The organism is Pseudothauera nasutitermitis (assembly GCF_004801295.1).
Lineage (GTDB): Bacteria > Pseudomonadota > Gammaproteobacteria > Burkholderiales > Rhodocyclaceae > Pseudothauera > Pseudothauera nasutitermitis.
The window spans coordinates 628,013-646,703 of the sequence record NZ_SSOC01000002.1 but is presented as its reverse complement, the minus strand read 5'-3'; the positions used below and the strand labels follow the sequence as shown (position 1 = coordinate 646,703).

The following is an 18,691-nucleotide window of genomic DNA, read 5'->3' as shown; positions in this document are numbered from 1 at the left end:
CTGATAACATCCGCTATCGGCCAGGAGCCGCCCTTCGTCAATCCGACAGAGCCATCTTCGAATGGCAGATTTGCTCTGATACTTGCCTGATGATCTTCGTGTGCTACCCGGCCGAGGCAACCACTCAGTAACAGAGTTGCAAAATTGCAAGGACGATTATCGACGGCCTCCGATCATCCATGACGTAGAAACCTCTCTCAGCCAGGTCTTTATCCTTGCATAAAACTAACCTTACAGCATAAGCCATACTCAATATCAACCGAGACCCGCCAACAGGCGGATCAATTGCGGAAGCCTTAAGGAGACTATCTGTGGAACATCGAATACTCCAGTCATACGTGGATGAATTTTGCATTTCATCACAAATAGATAAACTTCCATTGCACAAGCGGTTTGAATACTTCACGAACTACACAATAGTTTCACAGATTCACCCGGAGGCCTTCTCGGAAGTAGCAAACCTCGCCGAAGTTGATGTCGACACTTCGGGAACTTTTGGAATTGACGCCATTGTCGTCATCGTGAACAACAATATTGTCAGATCCGAAAGCGACATCGATTTACTCGCCAAATCAAATAACATTGATGCAAAGATTATTTTTATACAGTCAAAGACTTCAAAGAACATCGATAGTGGAGATGTTCTAAAATTCATGGAGGCAACCAAGATATTTCTCACTTCGCCAAGAGATGGCGAACGCGATGAGTCGTTGCAACAGCCTTATGAACTATTGAGCCACCTATTCTCGACTAAGATTGCGCGCTTGCACTCGTCGAACTCTCCGGAGTGCTTAATGGCATACAGCTATGCTGGCAGCCAAGCCCCGGACGACTTCCCAGTAACCCTTGCGGAGCAGCGATGTGCAGAATTACGAAGCACAATTCAAGATTTCAAAAGATTTAGTTTCGAATTTTGGAATGCTGAATTGCTAATCGACACCTTTAAGCAAGTTGAAAACCAATTTGAAATCGAAATTCGATTTAAGAATAATTTGCCACTTGACTCAATATCAGATGTTGATCAAGCGTATATTGGATATATAGATGCGCCGGAATTTCTGAAATTAATAGTTGACCCGAACGGCAGCATCCGACGGAACGTCTTCTTTGACAACGTAAGAGATTTCCAAGGCAGCGACAACTCAGTCAACACTGAGATAGCCGAAGCGATAAAGGATATAGGCTCAGTCGACAAATTTGTTCTATATAACAATGGCATAACTGCAGTCGCCTCATTCATGAAAAACCTCGGGGCAAACAGATTTCTTCTGCGCAACTATCAAATCGTCAATGGATGTCAAACTAGTAATGTTTTATATCTAAATAGAAGCTCGAGCTCGCTCGAGAAAATTTCAGTACCGATCAAGATCGTCCATACGAACGATGCCGATGTTGTGGGTAGAATAATACGCGCGAACAACAGACAAACCCCAGTTCCAAACGAAGCGTTCGTGGCTCTCGAAAAATGGCACAAGAGGCTTCAAGAATATGTCTCGATTGAATCACGACGAATTGGAGAAAATCTCTTCTACGAGAGACGGTCGAGAGAGTATTCATTGCTTGATCAAGCTCCTGAAAAGAAGCGTATTATCGGATTGCACGGAATGATTCGCGCGTACACAGGTGCGTTTCTTCAACGTCCACACATGGTCATTGCTAACAATCCGACGGAGATATTGCGTACTAGAGGCGATCATCTTTTTGGAGAAAAACACCAATTTGGCCCTTATCTAGCCTCTGCAATGCTGATTTACAAGATACAGGATCATCTTAACAAGGTGGCCTCCAACTCTTTCCTTCAAAAACATAGGTACCACGTGGCAATGCTGCTGGTTGCTGGAAAAAATGGGCATATGACCTTACCAGATCCAAAGTCAAACAAAGCGAATATATTGTCTGAGCACATCCTTGTGTTCTGCATGGACAATTCAAGATTTATAGAAACCTTGAGAATCGCTGTTGAATTCACAAAATCCATACACGATGAATTCGTAAAAACAAGAGGTTACACTCCAAGGAATCCACCTCTGCGTTCAGGTGAATTTTCTGACTACTTGCTTCAAAAATTCGGTAACGCGTAATGTCATCCGAAAGATAGCGAGTTGGCCCTTCCTCAGAAAAACCGCCTTGGACGACAGGTCTGCCCCGATACCTGCCGTTGAATCCAACAAGACGGGAGTGGCGGCTTCGGATCGGTAACTGTCGACAAAGGCTGGGCGACGATCGACCGCTTCGGCCGATTTTCCGCCGCTGCACCCAGCCTTGGCCGAATCCTGCTCGCGGGTGTTCCCGATGCCGGCCTGAATCTCGTCGAGGGTGACGGCGGAGAGGAACAGGGCTGCATCCTCCACCGATTGCAGCCAGGCGACTACGGCGCCGTGGGGTTTGGGCTTGCGCAGTTCGGAGACGACGTTGGTGTCCAGCGGGTACATGCCGCTCACCACAGGGTTTCGGGCGTGCGCCGCTTGGCCTTAACGCGTGGCAGTACCGGGGGAATCAAGCCTTGCCCAGCAACCGATCCAGCCGATTCGCGAACGCCTGCCGGTCCGCCGCGCTGAACGCGGCAGGCCCGCCGGTTTCCACGCCGCTGCTGCGCAGGGTGTCCATGAAGTTGCGCAGGTCGAGCAGTTGACGGATGTTTTCCTTGTCGTACAGCTCGCCCCGGGGCGACAGCGCGTGAGCGCCCTTGGCGACGACTTCGGCGGCGAGGGGGATGTCGGCGGTGATGACCAGATCGCCGGCTGCGGCGTGCTGGGCGATGTACTTGTCCGCCTCGTCGAAGCCGCCGGGCACTTGGATCATGCGGATGTGCGGCGAACCGGGCACGCGCAGGTGCTGGTTGGCGACCAGGGTGAGCGGGCGGCCGGTGCGCTGCGCGGCGCGGAAGAGGATGTCCTTGATGACGGCGGGGCAGGCGTCGGCGTCGACCCAGATGTGCATGGCGTGAGTTCTGGCGGGTGATGGCGGGGCGTTGCTGGGCGCCGTGTCGGTACGGCGGCTGGGGGATGGTAGCCGTTGTTCCGCCCGGCCGGTTGTGGGGGATGCCTGCGTCAAGCAGGTAAATCGTACTTGCTGAACACACAAACGTATCGTACGATGCATCTTACGACGTATCGTACGATATAAAAGGATGCCTGCCATGTGCCCCCACGACGAACACCACCACTTCCATTCCCCGCGCCATCTGGGCCGGCGCGGCCTGCACGCCGGGCGCAAGCTGGGCGGCAGGGATCTGCAGTTGCTGATTCTGGCCCTGCTGGCGGAGTCGCCTTCCCACGGCTACGAGCTGATCCGCCAGATCGAGGAGCGCTCGGCCGGTTTCTACGTGCCGAGTCCCGGCGTGGTCTATCCGGCGCTGACCTATCTGGAAGAGCTGGAGCAGGTGCGCGCCGAGGCCGAAGGCAACAAGAAGCGCTACAGCCTCACCGACCAGGGGCACGGGCGGCTGGCCGCGCACCGGGAGGCGGCGGATGCGCTGTTTGCCGCGCTGGCCGAACTGGGCGCGAAGATGGCGCGGGCGCGCCGGGCCTTTGACGGCGAAGCCGCGCAGGCCGAGGAGGGCGCCCTGGCGCCCGATGGCGAAGCGGGGCGCCATGCCGGCGTGGACGAGGCGCGCCATGCGCTCAGGCATGCGCTGCACGAGGTTCTGCCCGGCTGTGAGCCGGACGTGCGGGATGCGATTGCGGACATTCTTCGGCGTGCCGCGCGCGACATCCAGGCGCTTGGCCGGCGCAATCCGGCCGCTTGAGCCGGCCTCTTTCAAAGAACCTTGCAGGGATTCCCATGACCTCTTCGGCACCAACCCCCACATCGGCCCACGCCCAGCGTGTCCGCCATCCTTTGAAATTCCGCCTGCTGCAGATCAAGCGCGTCGTGCCACTGGGGCCGCGCATGCTGCGCGTGACGCTGGCGGGGGAGGAGCTGGAAGGCTTCACTTCGCTGGCGCACGACGACCACGTGAAGCTGTTCTTCCCCGCCCCCGGCGAAAGCAGGCCGCCGCGCCCGGAGGTGACGCCGGAGGGCCTGCACTTTGCCGACGGCGTCGAAAAACCTGCGGCGCGCGACTATACGCCGCGCCGCTACGACGCGCAGGCGGGCGAGCTGGACATCGACTTCGTGCTGCACGAGGAAGGCGTGGCCACCGACTGGGCGCGCGCCGCGCGTCCGGGAGACTGGATCGGTGTGGGTGGGCCGCGCGGTTCGCAGCTGTTCGGCGCAGGGTTCGACTGGTATCTGCTGGCCGGCGACGCGACGGCGCTGCCGGCCATCGCGCGGCGGCTGGAAGAACTGCCGGCGGGGGCACACGTGGTGGCGGTGATCGAGGTTGCCGATGCGGAGGATGAACTGCCGTTGGCGAGCCGGGCCGATGCGCGCGTGCATTGGGTGCATCGCGCGGCGGACGAGTTGCCGGGTGCGGCGTTGGTTCGTGCCCTGGGGGATTTGCAACTGCCCGCAGGCAAGGGGTTCGCATGGGCGGCCTGCGAGACGGAGACGGTGCAGCGCCTGCGCGATCTGCTGATCGAGGCGCGCGGCATGCCCAAGGACCAGGTGAAGGTGTCCGCCTACTGGACGCGGCGGGGCGGGCTGGTGGAGCACTGACCGGCCTGCCCGGCGCCGCCGGGCCGTCGGAATGTTTCAGGCCGGCAGCAGAATGGTGGCACGCAGACCGCCGCCGTCGCGGTTCTCCAGGCGGATTTCGCCGCCGTGCGCGGTGATGCAGGAACGTGCGATGGCCAGCCCCAGCCCGGTGCTGCAGGCTTCCTGGCAACGCGCGCTTTCCACGCGGAAGAAGGGTTCGAACACGCGTTCCAGCAGTTCCTCGGGGATGCCCGGGCCGTCGTCGTCGATGACGATGGAGAGGCCTTGCGTGCGGTCGCCGGGGGTGAGGCGCACGCGCGCCGAGTGGCCGTAATGCACGGCGTTGCCGATCAGGTTGCACAGTGCGCGGGCCAGCGCGATGGGGCGGCAGCGATAGGGCAGGGCGGTGGGCAGGTTCCAGCTGACCGCCTGGCCCAGGGAACTGCGTTCCTTGCAGATGCCCTCGACCATTGCGGCGAGGTCGATGACTTCCGTGGGTTCGCGCACGCTGTCGTTGCGCGCGAAGTGCAGGGTGGCGTCGATCATGTCGCGCATTTCGTCGAGCTTGCGCCGCATGGGCTCGCGCACCGCCTCGTCGTCGAGCAGTTCCACCTGCAGGCGCAGCGAGGCCAGCGGCGTGCGGAAGTCGTGGCCGATGGCCGCCAGCATGGTGGTGCGGTCGGCGATGAAGCGGCTCAGGCGCTGCTGCATGGTGTTGAACGCGGCGGTGGCCTCACGCAGTTCGCTGGGGCCGATGACCGGCAGCGGTTCGACGCGTTCGCCCCGGCTGACCCGTTCGGCCGCGGCCGCCAGGGCCTTGGTGGGCCGCAGGATGCGGCGTGCGAACAGGCTGACCACCAGCAGTACGGGCAGCACGCTGACCGGCACCGAAAACCTCAGCCACCACTGGGAGCGCACCACCGGGCGCAGGCTCGCTTGGAGCCAACGGTCGTCGGAAAGGCGCAGGGCGGCGTCGAGGGTCGCGTAGCGGCGGCGCCCCGGCAGATAGGTGTCGGTGGCGGGCGCTTCCACATTGACATGGATTTCGGCGGTGGGCGGCAGGCCGGCGGATGCAGCGAGGTCAGCGGCCAGTTTGGCCTCCGATTCGTCGATCTCCGGTACTGCGGGGGCGTCGGGCACCAGGCGGTAACTGGAGTTGCTGCTTCCCATGGCGGCGAGCAGGGCCTCGACATCGCAATCGCCACAGGCTTCGATGGCGCGGTAGGCCGTAGCGATGCTTTCGATGGCGTTGTTGCGCGCGTCCGGAAGGATGTTGCCGGCGCTGCCGCCGTCTAGGGAGATCACGATGAGGTGGGCCGTGACGATGCCGAGCAGCAACAGCCCGATCAACTGGCCGCTCAGGCTGCGGGGCAGGAGCCTCATGCGGGCATCCGGCGCACTTCGGCGGAGAGCATGTAGCCGTCTCCCCAGGCCGTGCGCAACAGACGGGCGTTGCGCCCCTTTTCGCCGAGTTTCTTGCGCAGGCGGCTCATCTGCGTGTCGATGTTGCGGTCGAACGGTGTCGAGTCGTTGCGGTGGGTGAGATTGAGCAGGCGCTCGCGGCTCAGCACCATGTTGGGGTGTTCGGCGAGTGCGCGCAGCAGGCGGAATTCCACGGCGCTCAGTTCCACGGTGTAGCCCTCGCGATGGGCGAGCTCGCGCCGGTTGAGGTCCAGCATCCAGACATCGAAATAGTAGTAGCGCGGTTCACCGGCGGATGGCGGTTCGGCGCCTCCGTCCGTGGTGCGCAGGCGGCGCAGGATGGTCTTGATGCGTGCGATCAGTTCGCGCGGGTCGAACGGTTTGGTGACGTAGTCGTCCGCGCCCACTTCCAGGCCCGCGATGCGGTCGACGGGCTCGGTCATCGCCGACAGCAGGATCACCGGCACCTTCATGTGCTCGTACATGGAGCGGCACAGCGACAGGCCGTCTTCTCCGGGCAACATGACGTCGACGATGGCGAGGTCGAAATGCTGCTGGGCAAGCAGCGCGCGGGCGCTGGCTGCATCGCCGGCGGTGCAGGCCTGCAATCCATAGCGTCCGAGATAGGCGGCGAGGGGGTCGCGGATGTCCTGGTGGTCATCTACGACGAGGATGCGGATGGGCTGGTTTGGCACGGGAATTCCAGTCGAGGCGGTGGCTGTGTGGCTGAGGGGCAGCGTTTTCTGAAGAGGGCGATCGTTGCGCCAAGTTGTGTCGTGAATATGGCGAGTTGTCTCAACTTGTCATGAACTTTCCGTTTTCTGACAAATGCTTAGCATGAGTACTGATTATAGTTCTCATTATTGTTCCGAGAAAGCGGCCCGTCCAAAGCGGGCCGTGCGGCGGTCGTGGCGTTCCGTCCATGATCGCCGCGCCGTGTGTTCCCCGCTGTTTTTTCCGTCCAATGATGAGGATCCATATGTCTGTCTCTGCGCTGTTCAAACTCAAGCCGCTGGTCGTTGCGGTCGGCTCGGTGATGCTCGTTCCGGGGGTGTTCGCCCAACAGGCGACCGATGCCACGTTGTCCGAGGTGCATGTGCTGGGCACGGCGGAGGAGATGCTCAAGCAGATGCCCGGCGTGTCGGTGATCACCTCCGAGGACATCGAAAAGCGCCCGCCGGCGAATGATCTGTCGGAAATCATCCGCCGCATGCCGGGCGTGAATCTGACCGGGAACGCCGCGAGCGGCGCGCGCGGCAACAACCGCCAGATCGACCTGCGCGGCATGGGGCCGGAGAACACGCTGATCCTGATCGACGGCAAGCCGGTGACCAGCCGCAATTCGGTGCGCATGAGCCGCAACGGCGAGCGCGACACGCGCGGCGACTCGAACTGGGTGCCGGCGGAGGAAGTCGAGCGCATCGAGGTGATCCGCGGCCCGGCGGCGGCGCGCTATGGCAACGGCGCGGCCGGCGGGGTGGTGAACATCATCACCAAGGGTATCGCGAAGAAGCCCACGGGCAGCGTTTCCTTCTATTTCAACCAGCCCGAGGATAACGACGAGGGGAGCACGCACCGCGTCAATGCCAGCCTCAGCACGCCGCTGGGCGAGCAGTTCGGCCTGCGCGTGTATGGCAGCTACAACAAGACCGACGCCGATGCGCCGGACATCAACGTGGGAGAGAGCATCGGCACCACCGCCGCCGGCCGCGAAGGGGTGAAGAACAAGGATGTGCGCGCCTTGCTGCGCTGGCTGCCGATCGCCGGCCAGACGGTGGACTTCGAGGCGGGCTGGTCGCGCCAGGGCAACATCTACGCGGGCGACACGAACGTCGGCTCGTCCGCCACCGACCCGGCCGCGGGCACGGGCACCAACCCGGCTTCCTTCCTGGGCAAGGAAACCAACACCATGACCCGTTCCACCTATGCGATCACGCACAAGGGGGATTGGTCCTTCGGCAAGTCGAGCGTCTATTTCCAGTACGAGAACACCAAGAACGACCGCCTGGGCGAAGGGGCCGCCGGCAGCGGCGAGGGCAACATCAGCACCGCCGAGCGCTTCGTCAGCGAATTGGACAACTACACGCTGAACGGCCAACTGGACATTCCGCTGACTCTGGGCGTGAATCAGATGCTGACGGTGGGCGCGGAATGGAACCGGCAGAAGCTGGACGATCCGCGCTCCATCCAGAACGGGGTGGCCGCCGGCATCAACTGGCCGGGCGTTGTGCCGGCCGATCAGCGCCCCACCGACATCGACGCCACCATCGTCTCCTTCTTCGTCGAGAACAACATCGAACTGAGCCCGGATTTCATTCTCACGCCGGGGGTGCGCCTCGACCGCCACAGCGAGTTCGGCAACAACTGGAGCCCCTCGCTGAATGCCTCCTACATGCTCACGCCGGAAATCACCCTGAAGGGCGGCGTGGCCCGCGCCTTCAAGGCGCCGAACCTGTACCAGATCAACCCGCATTATCTGTACAACACCATGGGCAACGGTTGCCCGGTGGGTTTCACCAACCCCTGCTATGTGCTGGGTAATGCCGATCTGGACCCGGAAGTCAGCGTGAACAAGGAAATCGGCATCAACTGGATGCGCGATGGCTGGAACGCCGGGATCACCTACTTCCACAACAAGTACGACAACAAGATCACCTCGGGCATGACCAACCTGAACACCTCCGGGCTGGTGACCGGCAGCGTGATGCGCTGGGAGAACGCGACCGACGCGGTGATCTCCGGGTATGAAGGCAACCTGCTGGTTCCGGTGGCGCGCACCCTGAACTGGAGCACCAACTTCACCTACATGCAGCGCAACAAGGACCAGTATGGCCAGCCGCTTTCCATCGTGCCCAAGTACACGGTGAATACCACGCTGGACTGGCAGGCCACCGATGCGCTCGGCCTCGTGCTGGCGGGCACCTTCTACGGCGAGCAGAAGCCGCGCACCAGCGCGCTGAGCACGGGCTCCGCGCTCACCGGCGACGCCCTCAAGCCGCGGCCGTCCTACAACCTGTGGGGCATCAGCGCCAACTACAGGATGGATCGCAGCTGGCGGGCCACCGTGGGGGTCAGCAACCTGTTCGACAAGAAGCTCTACCGCGAGGGGAACGGCTCCTCGGCGGGGGCGAACACCTACAACGAGCCGGGCCGGGCGTTCTATGCGGCACTGACCGCTTCGTTCTAAGCACCGTGGCGGGGCGCGCGGCGGCCAGTCCGCGGCGGCGCCCCGCCTTTTTTCCGTCCGATCACGGAACCACAACGGAGAGAACACGATGGGTGCCGGCTGGAGCGATGGATACCATGCCGAACTGGCGTATCCGGCGATCTTTCACCGTGAGCTGACGCCGGCCTGGCTGCGTGCCACGGCCACTGCGCTGGGATACCGCTCGCCCGATCCGGGCGAGGCCTATACATGGTGCGAACTGGGCTGCGGGCCGGGGCTGGGAACGCTGCTCACCGCCGCGGCCAATCCGGACGGGCGCTTCATTGCCGTGGACTTCGACCCGGCCGCGATTGTCCGCGCCCGGGCGCTGGCGGAGGAAGCCGGAATCGGCAACGCCCGGTTCCTGCACATGAGTTTCGCGGAATTGGCGGAGGCCGCGGACACGGCCTTGCCGCCGCTCGATTTCATCGTGCTGCACGGCGTGCTGTCGTGGATCTCGCCGGCCAACCGGCAGGCGGTGATGCGCATCGTGGCGCGCTGGTTGAAACCGGGGGGCATCGCCTGCCTTTCCTACATGAGCCAGCCCGGCAGCGCGCCGATGATGGCGGCGCAGCGCGTACTGCAGCGCAGTGCGCGGATCTCCGGGGCCGGTGCCGGGCTGCCCGGAGGGCTCGCCCTGCTGCGCGCCCTGCGCGACGGGGGCGCAGGCCAGTTCGTGGTGGTGCCGGAACTGGGCGACCAGATCGAACAGCTCACGCTGCAACCGTCTGGCTATCTGGCCCATGAATTCCTGGGCGAGCACTGGGAGCCGCTGCACGTGGCCGACGTGCTGGGGGCGATGGCGGCAACGGGCTGTACCTTCCTCGGCAGCGCCACGCCGCTGGAGAACATCGACGCGGTGTCGATTCCGGGCGGGGCGCAGCCCGTTGTCGCCGCCATCGAGGATGTGGCGCTGCGCGAAACCGCCAAGGACATCGCGCGCAACCAGACCCTGCGCCGCGACCTTTACCAGCGCGGCGCCCGTCCGCTGGCTCCGGCCGAACATCGCGCGGCGCTGGAAGCACAGCGCTTCATCGCCCTGCCTGGCGCGCCAGGTGGCGGCGCGCTGCGTTTCAGCACGCGGATCGGCCCGGTGGATGGGCCTGCCGCCATGTTTTCCCCCTTGCTGGAGGCGCTGGCCGGCGGCAGCCCGGTGTCCTTCGGCGATCTGCTGAGACTGCCCGCGTACGCCGGGCGCGGCGGCCTGCTCAATCAGGCCTGCCAGATGTTGCTGTGGGCGGGGTACCTCCACCCCTGGCTGCCCGCGCAGGGCATTGACGCCGCGCTATCGCTCAATCGCGCCCTGTGGCGGGGTGCGGCGGCCGGCGAGGAGTACGCCTGGGTGGTCGCGCCGGCAATCGGTTCGGCGATTCCGGCGGATCGTCCGGCGATGCTGGCGGCCCATGCGCTGGACGGCGGCCGCCCCGTCGATGCCAGGGCGCTGGCCGCATTCGAACGAGAGTTGCTGCCGGTCTGGAAGCGGCTCGGTGTGCTGGGAAATTTCGACTGAAACACGCGTGACGGAGGCCGGTGCCCTCTCCCGGGAAAAGGGAATGGGCGCCGTACCCGTCCGGCCGCATTGGCCGAACCTGTCCATATCCGTTCAAAAAAGGGAGAACTCCATGAACGACAAACTGCTGCGCCCCGCCCTCGCGGCAAGCCTGGTCCTGATTCTGTCCGGCGCTCCGGTCGTCTCGTCCGCCCAGGCGGGCGGGCCGCGCCAGATCGCGCATGTCCAGGGCATCACCGAAGTCCCGGGCATACCCGCCAGGGTGGCGGCAACCAGCCTGTCCGGGCTGGATACCCTGGATGCGCTGGGTATCGAGGTGGCTGCCGTGCCGGCGCCGCCCTCCGGAGAGTCCACCGCCCGCTGGCCCGCCCGGCTGCTGGAAAAGTATGGCCAGGACAAATACGCCAAGATCGGCGGCGGCCGGGCGCGGGAAGGCGAGGCCAATCCTCAGGTCGAGCGGATCAAGGCGCTCAAGCCGGATCTGGTCGTCGTCGATGGGCGCAGCCGGAATCTGTACAGCGAACTGAAGGGGGCGGTGCCCGTCATCGATCTGTCGGTGAGCAACGCCAGCTTCATCGCCAGCGTAGTGCAGAACATCCTGGGCATGGGCGCGGCTTTCGGCCAGGAAAGGCAAGCCGGTGAGCAAGCCCATGCGCTGCTGGGCAAGGTGCGCGCCCTGCATGAGGAAGCCGCCAAGCAGGGCACCGGCCTGGTGCTGTTCGCCGTGGGCAATCGCGTGATGCCGCAGCAGGTGGATGCCCGCTTCGGGATGATCTACGAGGTATCCGGGATCCGTCCGGTGCTCCACGCCACCGAGAGCCAGGGGCTGTTCACCGGCCGGCCGCAGGGCGCCCCCGCCGCGGACACGCCCGAAGCCAAGGCTGCCGCGGAGGCCGCGCAGAAGGCCAGGCAGGAAGAGGAAGCCCGCCTGTTCGCCGAGGTCATGGCCCGCGAGCCGGACTGGCTGTTCGTCGTCGACCGCAATGCCGCATTCGGCGAGGCCAAGGCAGCGGAGGCGATGGCCGCCACCCCGGTCATCGCCAACAGCAGGGCGTGGCGCGCGGGCAAGGTGGTGTACCTCGACCAGGATGGCGCCAGCTGGTATCTGATGGCTGGCGGGCTGGGCCTGCTGGAAAGCAGCATCCGGCAGATTCAGGAAGCCTTCGACAAAGCGCCCGCACCCGCCGGCCGCGACTGAGAATCGTCCATCTGAAGGGATGGCCGGGCCGTTACGCGCCGGCTGCCCGGCGTCGTGGAGACTTGCGGGCGGCCGCAATACCGGAGGATGGCGTAAATAAGTGTGAAATTTCGCACATTTATCCTGGTGAGTACGGGGAATTACTGAGCGGCTGGTTTGCCTTATAACGTAGGATATAAGGTTGTCTGGTCAAGTCTGTGCGGAACGGGCTGTTTACTCCGCCAGCGGTCGAGTCCGGCCGCACTACCTTCCCGGGTACCCGCCTTGAAGAAGCTCTGGAACACCATTTGCGAGCACATCGTTGCTCCGACGCAACTCAGCCGCGAACAGCTGTTCGGGCTGCTGACGCCATTCGGCCGTTCGGTGCATATGCGCCGGCACGCGGCGTCGGTGATCATCGCGCGGGTGCAGCTGATTTCCGCGCTGTTCGCAGTGCTGGTGCCGTTGTGGGCGGTGGTGGATCTGCTGGTCTTCGAGGGCTACACCGCGTTCTGGCTGGTGCTGCTGCGCCTGGGCGCGGCGGGCGTGTTCGCCGCGCTGGCGTGGCCGCGCGAGGTGTCGGCGTCGCGGCCGTACGCGCAGGCCATGCTGATGCTGCTGATCATGCTGCTGGTGCCGCCGATGTTCTATCTGGCCTCGCTGCAGATCATCGACCAGGCGCTGCTGTCGGACGGCCAGCGCCTGGTGGCGCAGCTGTATACCTTCATGCCCACCATCGTGCTCGGCGGGCTGGCGATCTTTCCGCTGACCGCGCTGGAAATCCTGCTGTTCTCGGTGCCGGTGATCGGCGTGGCGATGGTCGGCATGGTGTCCGGCGGGGCTGATCTGGCGCTCGACCAGCACGGCGCGGCGCTGTGGTTCATGCTGATGATGATGGGCGTGTCGATGTTCTCCGGCATGAGCCAGTCGCATTACATGGAAAGCCTGGTCTACCGGGCGATGACCGACCCGCTCACCGGTGCCTACACGCGCCGCTCGGGCACCGAGGCGCTGGAGCTGATGTACCGCCTTTCGTCGATGTCGGGCAAGCCGCTCGCGGTGGCTTTCTTCGACCTGGACAACTTCAAGTCGATCAATGACCGCCACGGCCACGACGCGGGCGACCAGGCCCTGTGCACGCTGGTCGAACGCCTGCGCCAGACGCTGAGGCGCGGCGACGTGCTGGTGCGCTGGGGGGGCGAGGAATTCCTCGCCATCCTGCCGGAGATGCCCGCCGAGCAGATGCCCACATTCCTTGGGCGCCTGCGCCGCGCGGGCTTCGGCGACCGCCCCGACGGCCGTCCGCTCACCGCATCCATCGGCGTTGCGGAGAGTCTGGCGGATGGGGCGCTCGACTGGCAGACGCTGGTGGAATTGGCCGATCAGCGCATGTACCAGGCCAAGCGCGGTGGGCGCGACCGCGCGGTGCTGCCCGGTGCCGTGGAAGTGCCGCTCGCCCAGCCGGCCTGAGCGGCGTTCGTCCCGCCGCCTTTCCCTGGTCTAAAGCCCGCTTCGCCCGTGTAGCCGCGCGGGTGGCTGGTTTCGCACCGGCGATGCACCGTAATGGTGCACGTGCTGTGCTCCGATGCCCCGTGCGGGTGGGCCGGCTTCGCCCGCATCCCCTTCGGGGCGCGCCAAGTCCCTGATCGGCAAGCATTCGTGCCGGGCTGGCGCGCTGATTGCTATGGATGGCGCATGAACGCCGTCACCGAGCGCCCGGATCTTCTCGCCCAGCCGGCCAGCGTGCCACCGCGCACGGGCTGGCGGGCCGAACTGGCGCTGGAGTACCGCCGCCACGGCGCGCGCACCGTGCTCGCCGGGCGCCGCCACTGCGGACCATTGGTGGTGCAGCGCCCGCTGTACCCGGAAGGCGGCGAGGTCTGCCACACCATCCTGGTGCATCCGCCTGCCGGCATCGTCGGCGGCGATCAACTGCATTTCCACGCCACGCTGGGCGAGGGCACCCACGCGCTGCTCACCACGCCGGGCGCCGGCAAGTGGTACCGCTCGGCCGGCGGCGGCATCGCGCCGGGACGCTTCATCCAGCACCTGCGGGTGGCGAGCGGCGCGGTGTGCGAATGGCTGCCGCAGGAAAGCATCGTCTACGACGGCGCGCTGGGCGAGCAGTCGCTGTGCGTCGAACTGGCCGGCGATGCCTGCTTCATCGGTCTGGAAATGCTCTGCCTGGGGCGCATCGCCTCGGGCGAGCGCTTCACGCGCGGCGCGCTGACCCTGGCCACCCGCATCACCCGCGATGGCCACCCGCTGTGGCTGGAAGCCGGCCGCATCGAAGGCGGTGGCGCCTTGCTCGATTCCCCCGCCGGGCTGGCCGGCCAGCCGGTGGTGGGCACCCTGCTGGCGGCCAGCCCGCGCGTCGATGGCGCATTGCTGGCGGCCTGCCGCGCCGTATCGCCGCCGGCCGGCGAGGGCGGCGTGACCCTGCTGCCCGGCCTGCTGGTGGCACGCTGGCTGGGGGCTCGGGCGGAGGCCGGCCAGCACTGGTTGCGCGCCTTGTGGCGCGAATTGCGTCCCGCGCTCGGCGGGCGTGCCGCCATCCCCCCGCGAATCTGGAACACCTAGAACCCTTACAGGAGCGCACATGGAGTTGACCCCCCGCGAGAAGGACAAACTGCTGTTATTCACCGCCGGTCTGGTGGCCGAGCGGCGACTGGCGCGCGGCGTGAAGCTGAACTACCCGGAAGCCGTGGCGCTGATCAGCTGCGCCATCCTCGAAGGTGCGCGCGACGGCCGCACGGTGGCCGAACTGATGAGCCACGGCACCACGCTGCTGAGCCGCGAACAGGTCATGGACGGCGTGCCGGAGATGATTCCGGAGATCCAGGTGGAAGCCACCTTCCCGGATGGCACCAAGCTGGTCACCGTGCATCACCCCATCGTCTGAACACGGACACCCCCACGGATTGCGGACGGAGAAAGGCAAGCCATGAGCGAGATCGAACTGGAAACCGCGCGATTGCTGGCCCGTTTCAAGCTGCAGGTGCGGCGCAGCCTGGGCATGGCGGTGGATCTGGCCGCGCTGACCGGCGATACGCAGTACGCCACCAAGGTGCTGCGCGAGGTGGAGGACTGGGCGGACGACGAGGAACTGCTGCTGATGGTGGTGCGCCTGCGCCAGCAACTGAACGTGCAGTATGCGCCGCAGCCCCGGCCGGACGTGGCGGCCGGGCCGTCCGGTGAGGAGGCGTCGAAGCCGACGCCGCTCGTGCGCGACTACCGCTTCGGCGCGCGCGGCTGAGATGGCCGCAGGCATGGGGCAATCGCATCGGCCGTACCCCCTCTCCCCCAGCCCCTCTCCCGCGAGGGGAGAGGGAAGGTTCGGCCCCGGAACATTCCGTGGGCGCCGGTTTTCTCCCTCTCCCCTCGCGGGAGAGGGCCGGGGAGAGGGGGCGCAGCCGCGCAAGCAAACCAATGGATTGAACAAAAGATGACCATGATTCCAGGTGAAATCCACACCGCCGACGGCGAGATCGAACTCAACGCCGGCCGTCCCACGCTGACGCTGTCCGTCACCAACACCGGCGACCGGCCGATCCAGGTCGGCTCGCACTACCACTTCGCCGAGACCAACGCCGCACTGGATTTCGACCGCGCGGCGGCGCGCGGCTTCCGGCTGGACATCGCCGCCGGCACCGCGGTGCGCTTCGAACCCGGGCAGGCGCGTACCGTGACGCTGGTGGCGCTGGCCGGCGAGCGTGTGGTGTATGGCTTCAACGCCGCCGTGATGGGGAAACTCTGATGAGCACGAAAATCCCGCGCCGCGCCTATGCGGAAATGTTCGGCCCCACCACCGGCGACCGCGTGCGCCTGGCCGACACCGAGCTGTGGATCGAGGTGGAGCACGATTACACCGTGTATGGCGACGAAGTGAAGTTCGGCGGCGGCAAGGTGATCCGCGACGGCATGGGGCAGGGCCAGAAGAGCGCCGCCGAGGTGGCCGACACCGTCGTCACCAACGCACTCATCGTGGACCACTGGGGCATCGTCAAGGCCGACGTGGGCATCCAGGACGGCCGCATCGCCGCCATCGGCAAGGCCGGCAACCCGGACATCCAGCCGGGCGTGGACATTCCCATCGGCGCCGGCACCGAGGTGATCGCCGGGGAAGGCATGATCCTCACCGCTGGCGGCATCGACAGCCACATCCACTGGATCTGCCCGCAGCAGATCGACGACGCGCTGATGAGCGGGGTGACCACCATGCTGGGCGGCGGCACGGGCCCGGCCACCGGCACGCTGGCCACCACCTGCACGCCGGGGCCGTGGCACATCCACCGCATGCTGGAAGCCGCCGACGCCTTTCCGATGAACCTGGGCTTTTTCGGCAAGGGCAACGCCAGCCTGCCGGAACCGCTGGCCGAGCAGATCGAGGCCGGGGTGATCGGCCTGAAGCTGCACGAGGACTGGGGCACCACCCCGGCGGCCATCGACAACTGCCTGTCGGTGGCGGAGCGCTACGACGTGCAGGTGGCCATCCACACCGACACGCTCAACGAATCCGGTTTCGTGGAAACCACCATCGCCGCGTTCAAGGATCGCACCATCCACACCTTCCACACCGAAGGCGCGGGCGGCGGCCACGCGCCGGACATCATCAAGGCCATCGGCCGCGCCAACGTGCTGCCGTCGTCCACCAACCCCACGCGGCCCTACACGGTGAACACCATCGACGAGCACCTCGACATGCTCATGGTGTGCCACCACCTCGACCCGGCCATCGCCGAGGACGTGGCCTTCGCCGAATCGCGCATCCGCCGCGAGACCATCGCCGCCGAGGATATCCTGCACGACCTGGGCGGCTTCTCGATGATGTCCTCGGATTCGCAGGCCATGGGGCGGGTGGGGGAAGTGGTTACGCGTACCTGGCAGACAGCGCACAAGATGAAGGTGCAGCGGGGGTGGTTGGCGCCGGCGGGCGGAGGTCTCTCACACGGCCCCCTCTCCCCCGACCCCTCTCCCGCAGGGGGAGAGGGGGGATTCGTGTCGCCTGCGGTGCAGGCGAAGCCGTCGAATGACAACTTCCGCGTCAAGCGTTACATCGCCAAATACACCATCAACCCGGCCATCACCCACGGCATCGCCCATGAAGTCGGTTCGGTGGAAGTGGGCAAGCTGGCCGATCTGGTGCTGTGGAAGCCAGCCTTCTTCGGCGCCAAGCCCAGCATGGTGCTCAAGGGCGGCATGATCGCCGCCGCCGCCATGGGCGACCCCAACGCCTCCATCCCCACCCCGCAGCCGGTGCATTACCGGCCGATGTTCGCGGCCTACGGCAAGGCGCTGGCGCGTTCCGTCACTTTCGTGTCGCAGGCCGCGCTGGACAATCCGGCAGTGGCCGCGCTCAAGCTTGCCAAGCCGCTGGTGGCGGTGCAGGGCTGCCGGGGCGTGCAGAAAGCCGACATGGTGCATAACGGCGCCACCCCGCTGATCGAGGTGGACCCGGAAACCTACGAGGTGCGCGCCGACGGCGAACTGCTGGTGTGCGAGCCGGCCACCGAGCTGCCGCTGGCGCAGCGTTACTTTCTGTTTTGAGCAGGGGGCGGGCGCCCCTTGCCGATTGTTGTCCGTACGGAGGTCATCATGCTGCTCATCGAAACCCTGTACTCCGGCCACACGACGGCCGGCGAGTACCTGGAACTGTCGTTCGAGTACCGTACCAAGAGCCGCCTGCGCGCCACGCTGCGTTCCGGCGAGGAGGTGGGCCTGTTCCTGCCGCGCGGCACCATCCTGCGCGGCGGCATGAAACTGGAGGCCGCCGACGGGCGCGTGGTGGAAGTGCTCGCCGCGCCGGAGGAACTGCTGGAAGTGCGCTGCGCCGACGCGCTGGAACTGGCGCGCGCTGCTTATCACCTGGGCAACCGCCACGTCGCCGTGGAGCTGGGCGAGGGCTGGCTGCGCATCCAGGCCGATCACGTGCTGGAGAACATGCTGCTCGGGCTGGGCGCCACGGTGGCGGCCATCACCGCGCCCTTCGAACCGGAGTCCGGCGCCTATGCGCACGGCCATCAGCATCCGGGCGAAGCTTCCAGCGCCGCGCGCATCCATCTGATGGCCGGCGCGCACTGAGCTCTCCGCCGCCATGCTGCCGCTCGTCCGTCTGCTGCAACTGGTCAGCCCCGCGCTGCCGGTGGGCGCCTACACCTATTCGCAGGGCCTGGAATGGGCGGTGGAAGCCGGCACGGTGAACAACGAGGTGGACTGCGCGCGCTGGATCGGCGACCTGCTCGAACACGGCACCGGCGCCTTCGAGGCGCCCCTGCTGGCTCGTCTGCTGGCCGCCTGGACGCGTGCGGAGGCCGGCGAGGCGGGGGCACTGGACGAGGTGGATGCGCTCAACGCGGATTTCCTTGCCAGCCGGGAAACGTCCGAACTGCGCGCGGAAACCGCGCAGATGGGCTATTCCCTGGTGCGCCTGCTCGATGGCCTGCCGGCCTTTGCCGGCCTGCCGGGCTGGCGGGAGCGGCTGGCGCGCATCGACGAACCCGCCTTTCCCACCGCCTGGAGCGCGGCCGCCGCCGCCTGGCGGGTGCCGCCGCAAGATGCCGTGGCGGCCTATCTGTGGGCCTGGGCGGAAAATCAGGTGATGGCGGCGGTAAAGGCCATTCCGCTGGGCCAGAGCGCCGGGCAGCGCCTGCTCGCCACGCTGGGCGAGCGCATTCCGGCGGTGGCCGAGCGCGCGCTGGCGGTGCCGCGCGAGCAATGGAGCAACTTCTCGCCGGCACTGGCCATCGCCAGCAGCCGGCACGAAACCCAATACACCCGGTTGTTCCGCTCCTGAAAGGGG

Annotated in this window: 18 protein-coding genes; 14 read left to right on the top strand and 4 right to left on the bottom strand. The window is 65.3% G+C overall.

All coding sequences use genetic code 11. The features are described from left to right. Positions 1-311 precede the first annotated feature (311 nt). Positions 312-2,081: an AIPR family protein gene (locus E6C76_RS07085; protein ID WP_136347526.1), complete on the top strand. Its 1,770-nt coding sequence runs from the start codon at positions 312-314 to the stop codon at positions 2,079-2,081. On the opposite strand, the gene E6C76_RS22360 is transcribed toward E6C76_RS07085, so the two are convergent. Further along, complete coding sequence (locus E6C76_RS22360; protein ID WP_230976173.1) at positions 2,034-2,432, bottom strand: PIN domain-containing protein; 399 nt, start codon at positions 2,430-2,432, stop codon at positions 2,034-2,036. The two genes, E6C76_RS07085 and E6C76_RS22360, sit on opposite strands and share 48 nt — an antisense overlap. Positions 2,433-2,496: 64 nt before the next feature. Further along, positions 2,497-2,940 (bottom strand): YaiI/YqxD family protein, encoded by a 444-nt coding sequence (locus E6C76_RS07075; RefSeq protein ID WP_136347525.1) that lies wholly within the window; start codon positions 2,938-2,940, stop codon positions 2,497-2,499. Between the two features lie 199 nt (positions 2,941-3,139). Between E6C76_RS07075 and E6C76_RS07070 the strand changes: the two genes are divergently transcribed. Next, positions 3,140-3,748, top strand: a complete 609-nt coding sequence (locus E6C76_RS07070; RefSeq protein ID WP_211090140.1) for a PadR family transcriptional regulator — start codon at positions 3,140-3,142, stop codon at positions 3,746-3,748. A gap of 92 nt (positions 3,749-3,840) precedes the next feature. Next, complete coding sequence (locus tag E6C76_RS07065; protein ID WP_211090139.1) at positions 3,841-4,599, top strand: siderophore-interacting protein; 759 nt, start codon at positions 3,841-3,843, stop codon at positions 4,597-4,599. Between the two features lie 36 nt (positions 4,600-4,635). On the opposite strand, the gene E6C76_RS07060 is transcribed toward E6C76_RS07065, so the two are convergent. Then, positions 4,636-5,961 (bottom strand): ATP-binding protein, encoded by a 1,326-nt coding sequence (locus tag E6C76_RS07060; RefSeq protein ID WP_211090138.1) that lies wholly within the window; start codon positions 5,959-5,961, stop codon positions 4,636-4,638. Further along, on the bottom strand, positions 5,958-6,695 hold the full coding sequence (locus E6C76_RS07055; RefSeq protein ID WP_136347522.1) for a response regulator: 738 nt from the start codon (positions 6,693-6,695) through the stop codon (positions 5,958-5,960). The genes E6C76_RS07060 and E6C76_RS07055 overlap by 4 nt, the downstream gene beginning before the upstream one ends. A gap of 284 nt (positions 6,696-6,979) precedes the next feature. On the opposite strand from E6C76_RS07055, the gene E6C76_RS07050 reads away from it, so the two are divergent. The 11 genes from E6C76_RS07050 to E6C76_RS07000 all read left to right on the top strand — a co-directional run bounded on the left by E6C76_RS07050 (position 6,980) and on the right by E6C76_RS07000 (position 18,685). Next, positions 6,980-9,187: a FepA family TonB-dependent siderophore receptor gene (locus E6C76_RS07050; RefSeq protein WP_136347521.1), complete on the top strand. Its 2,208-nt coding sequence runs from the start codon at positions 6,980-6,982 to the stop codon at positions 9,185-9,187. An 88-nt stretch (positions 9,188-9,275) separates the two neighbouring features. Next, positions 9,276-10,715 carry a class I SAM-dependent methyltransferase gene (locus E6C76_RS07045; protein WP_211090137.1) on the top strand — a complete coding sequence of 480 codons (1,440 nt, stop codon included), beginning with the start codon at positions 9,276-9,278 and terminating at the stop codon, positions 10,713-10,715. A gap of 112 nt (positions 10,716-10,827) precedes the next feature. Then, positions 10,828-11,913, top strand: coding sequence for an ABC transporter substrate-binding protein (locus E6C76_RS07040; RefSeq protein WP_168734267.1), 1,086 nt, complete (start codon positions 10,828-10,830; stop codon positions 11,911-11,913). A 264-nt stretch (positions 11,914-12,177) separates the two neighbouring features. After that, a complete protein-coding gene (locus E6C76_RS07035) occupies positions 12,178-13,362 on the top strand; it encodes a GGDEF domain-containing protein (RefSeq protein ID WP_136347519.1) in 1,185 nt (394 codons plus the stop codon). Positions 13,363-13,587: 225 nt separating this feature from the next. After that, complete coding sequence (locus E6C76_RS07030; RefSeq protein ID WP_136347518.1) at positions 13,588-14,472, top strand: urease accessory protein UreD; 885 nt, start codon at positions 13,588-13,590, stop codon at positions 14,470-14,472. A gap of 19 nt (positions 14,473-14,491) precedes the next feature. Continuing rightward, a complete protein-coding gene (locus tag E6C76_RS07025) occupies positions 14,492-14,794 on the top strand; it encodes an urease subunit gamma (protein ID WP_136347517.1) in 303 nt (100 codons plus the stop codon). Positions 14,795-14,836: 42 nt separating this feature from the next. Beyond that, positions 14,837-15,148, top strand: a complete 312-nt coding sequence (locus E6C76_RS07020; RefSeq protein WP_136347516.1) for a hypothetical protein — start codon at positions 14,837-14,839, stop codon at positions 15,146-15,148. A gap of 195 nt (positions 15,149-15,343) precedes the next feature. Beyond that, the gene (locus E6C76_RS07015) at positions 15,344-15,649 is read left to right on the top strand and encodes an urease subunit beta (RefSeq protein ID WP_136347608.1); all 306 of its coding nucleotides are present in this window, start codon (positions 15,344-15,346) and stop codon (positions 15,647-15,649) included. After that, a complete protein-coding gene (gene ureC / locus E6C76_RS07010) occupies positions 15,649-17,439 on the top strand; it encodes an urease subunit alpha (RefSeq protein ID WP_136347515.1) in 1,791 nt (596 codons plus the stop codon). The genes E6C76_RS07015 and ureC overlap by 1 nt, the downstream gene beginning before the upstream one ends. Positions 17,440-17,487: 48 nt before the next feature. Further along, positions 17,488-17,973 (top strand): urease accessory protein UreE, encoded by a 486-nt coding sequence (gene ureE, locus E6C76_RS07005; protein ID WP_136347514.1) that lies wholly within the window; start codon positions 17,488-17,490, stop codon positions 17,971-17,973. A gap of 13 nt (positions 17,974-17,986) precedes the next feature. After that, entirely contained in the window at positions 17,987-18,685 is a 699-nt protein-coding gene (locus tag E6C76_RS07000) for an urease accessory protein UreF (RefSeq protein ID WP_136347513.1), read from the top strand. Positions 18,686-18,691 lie beyond the last annotated feature (6 nt).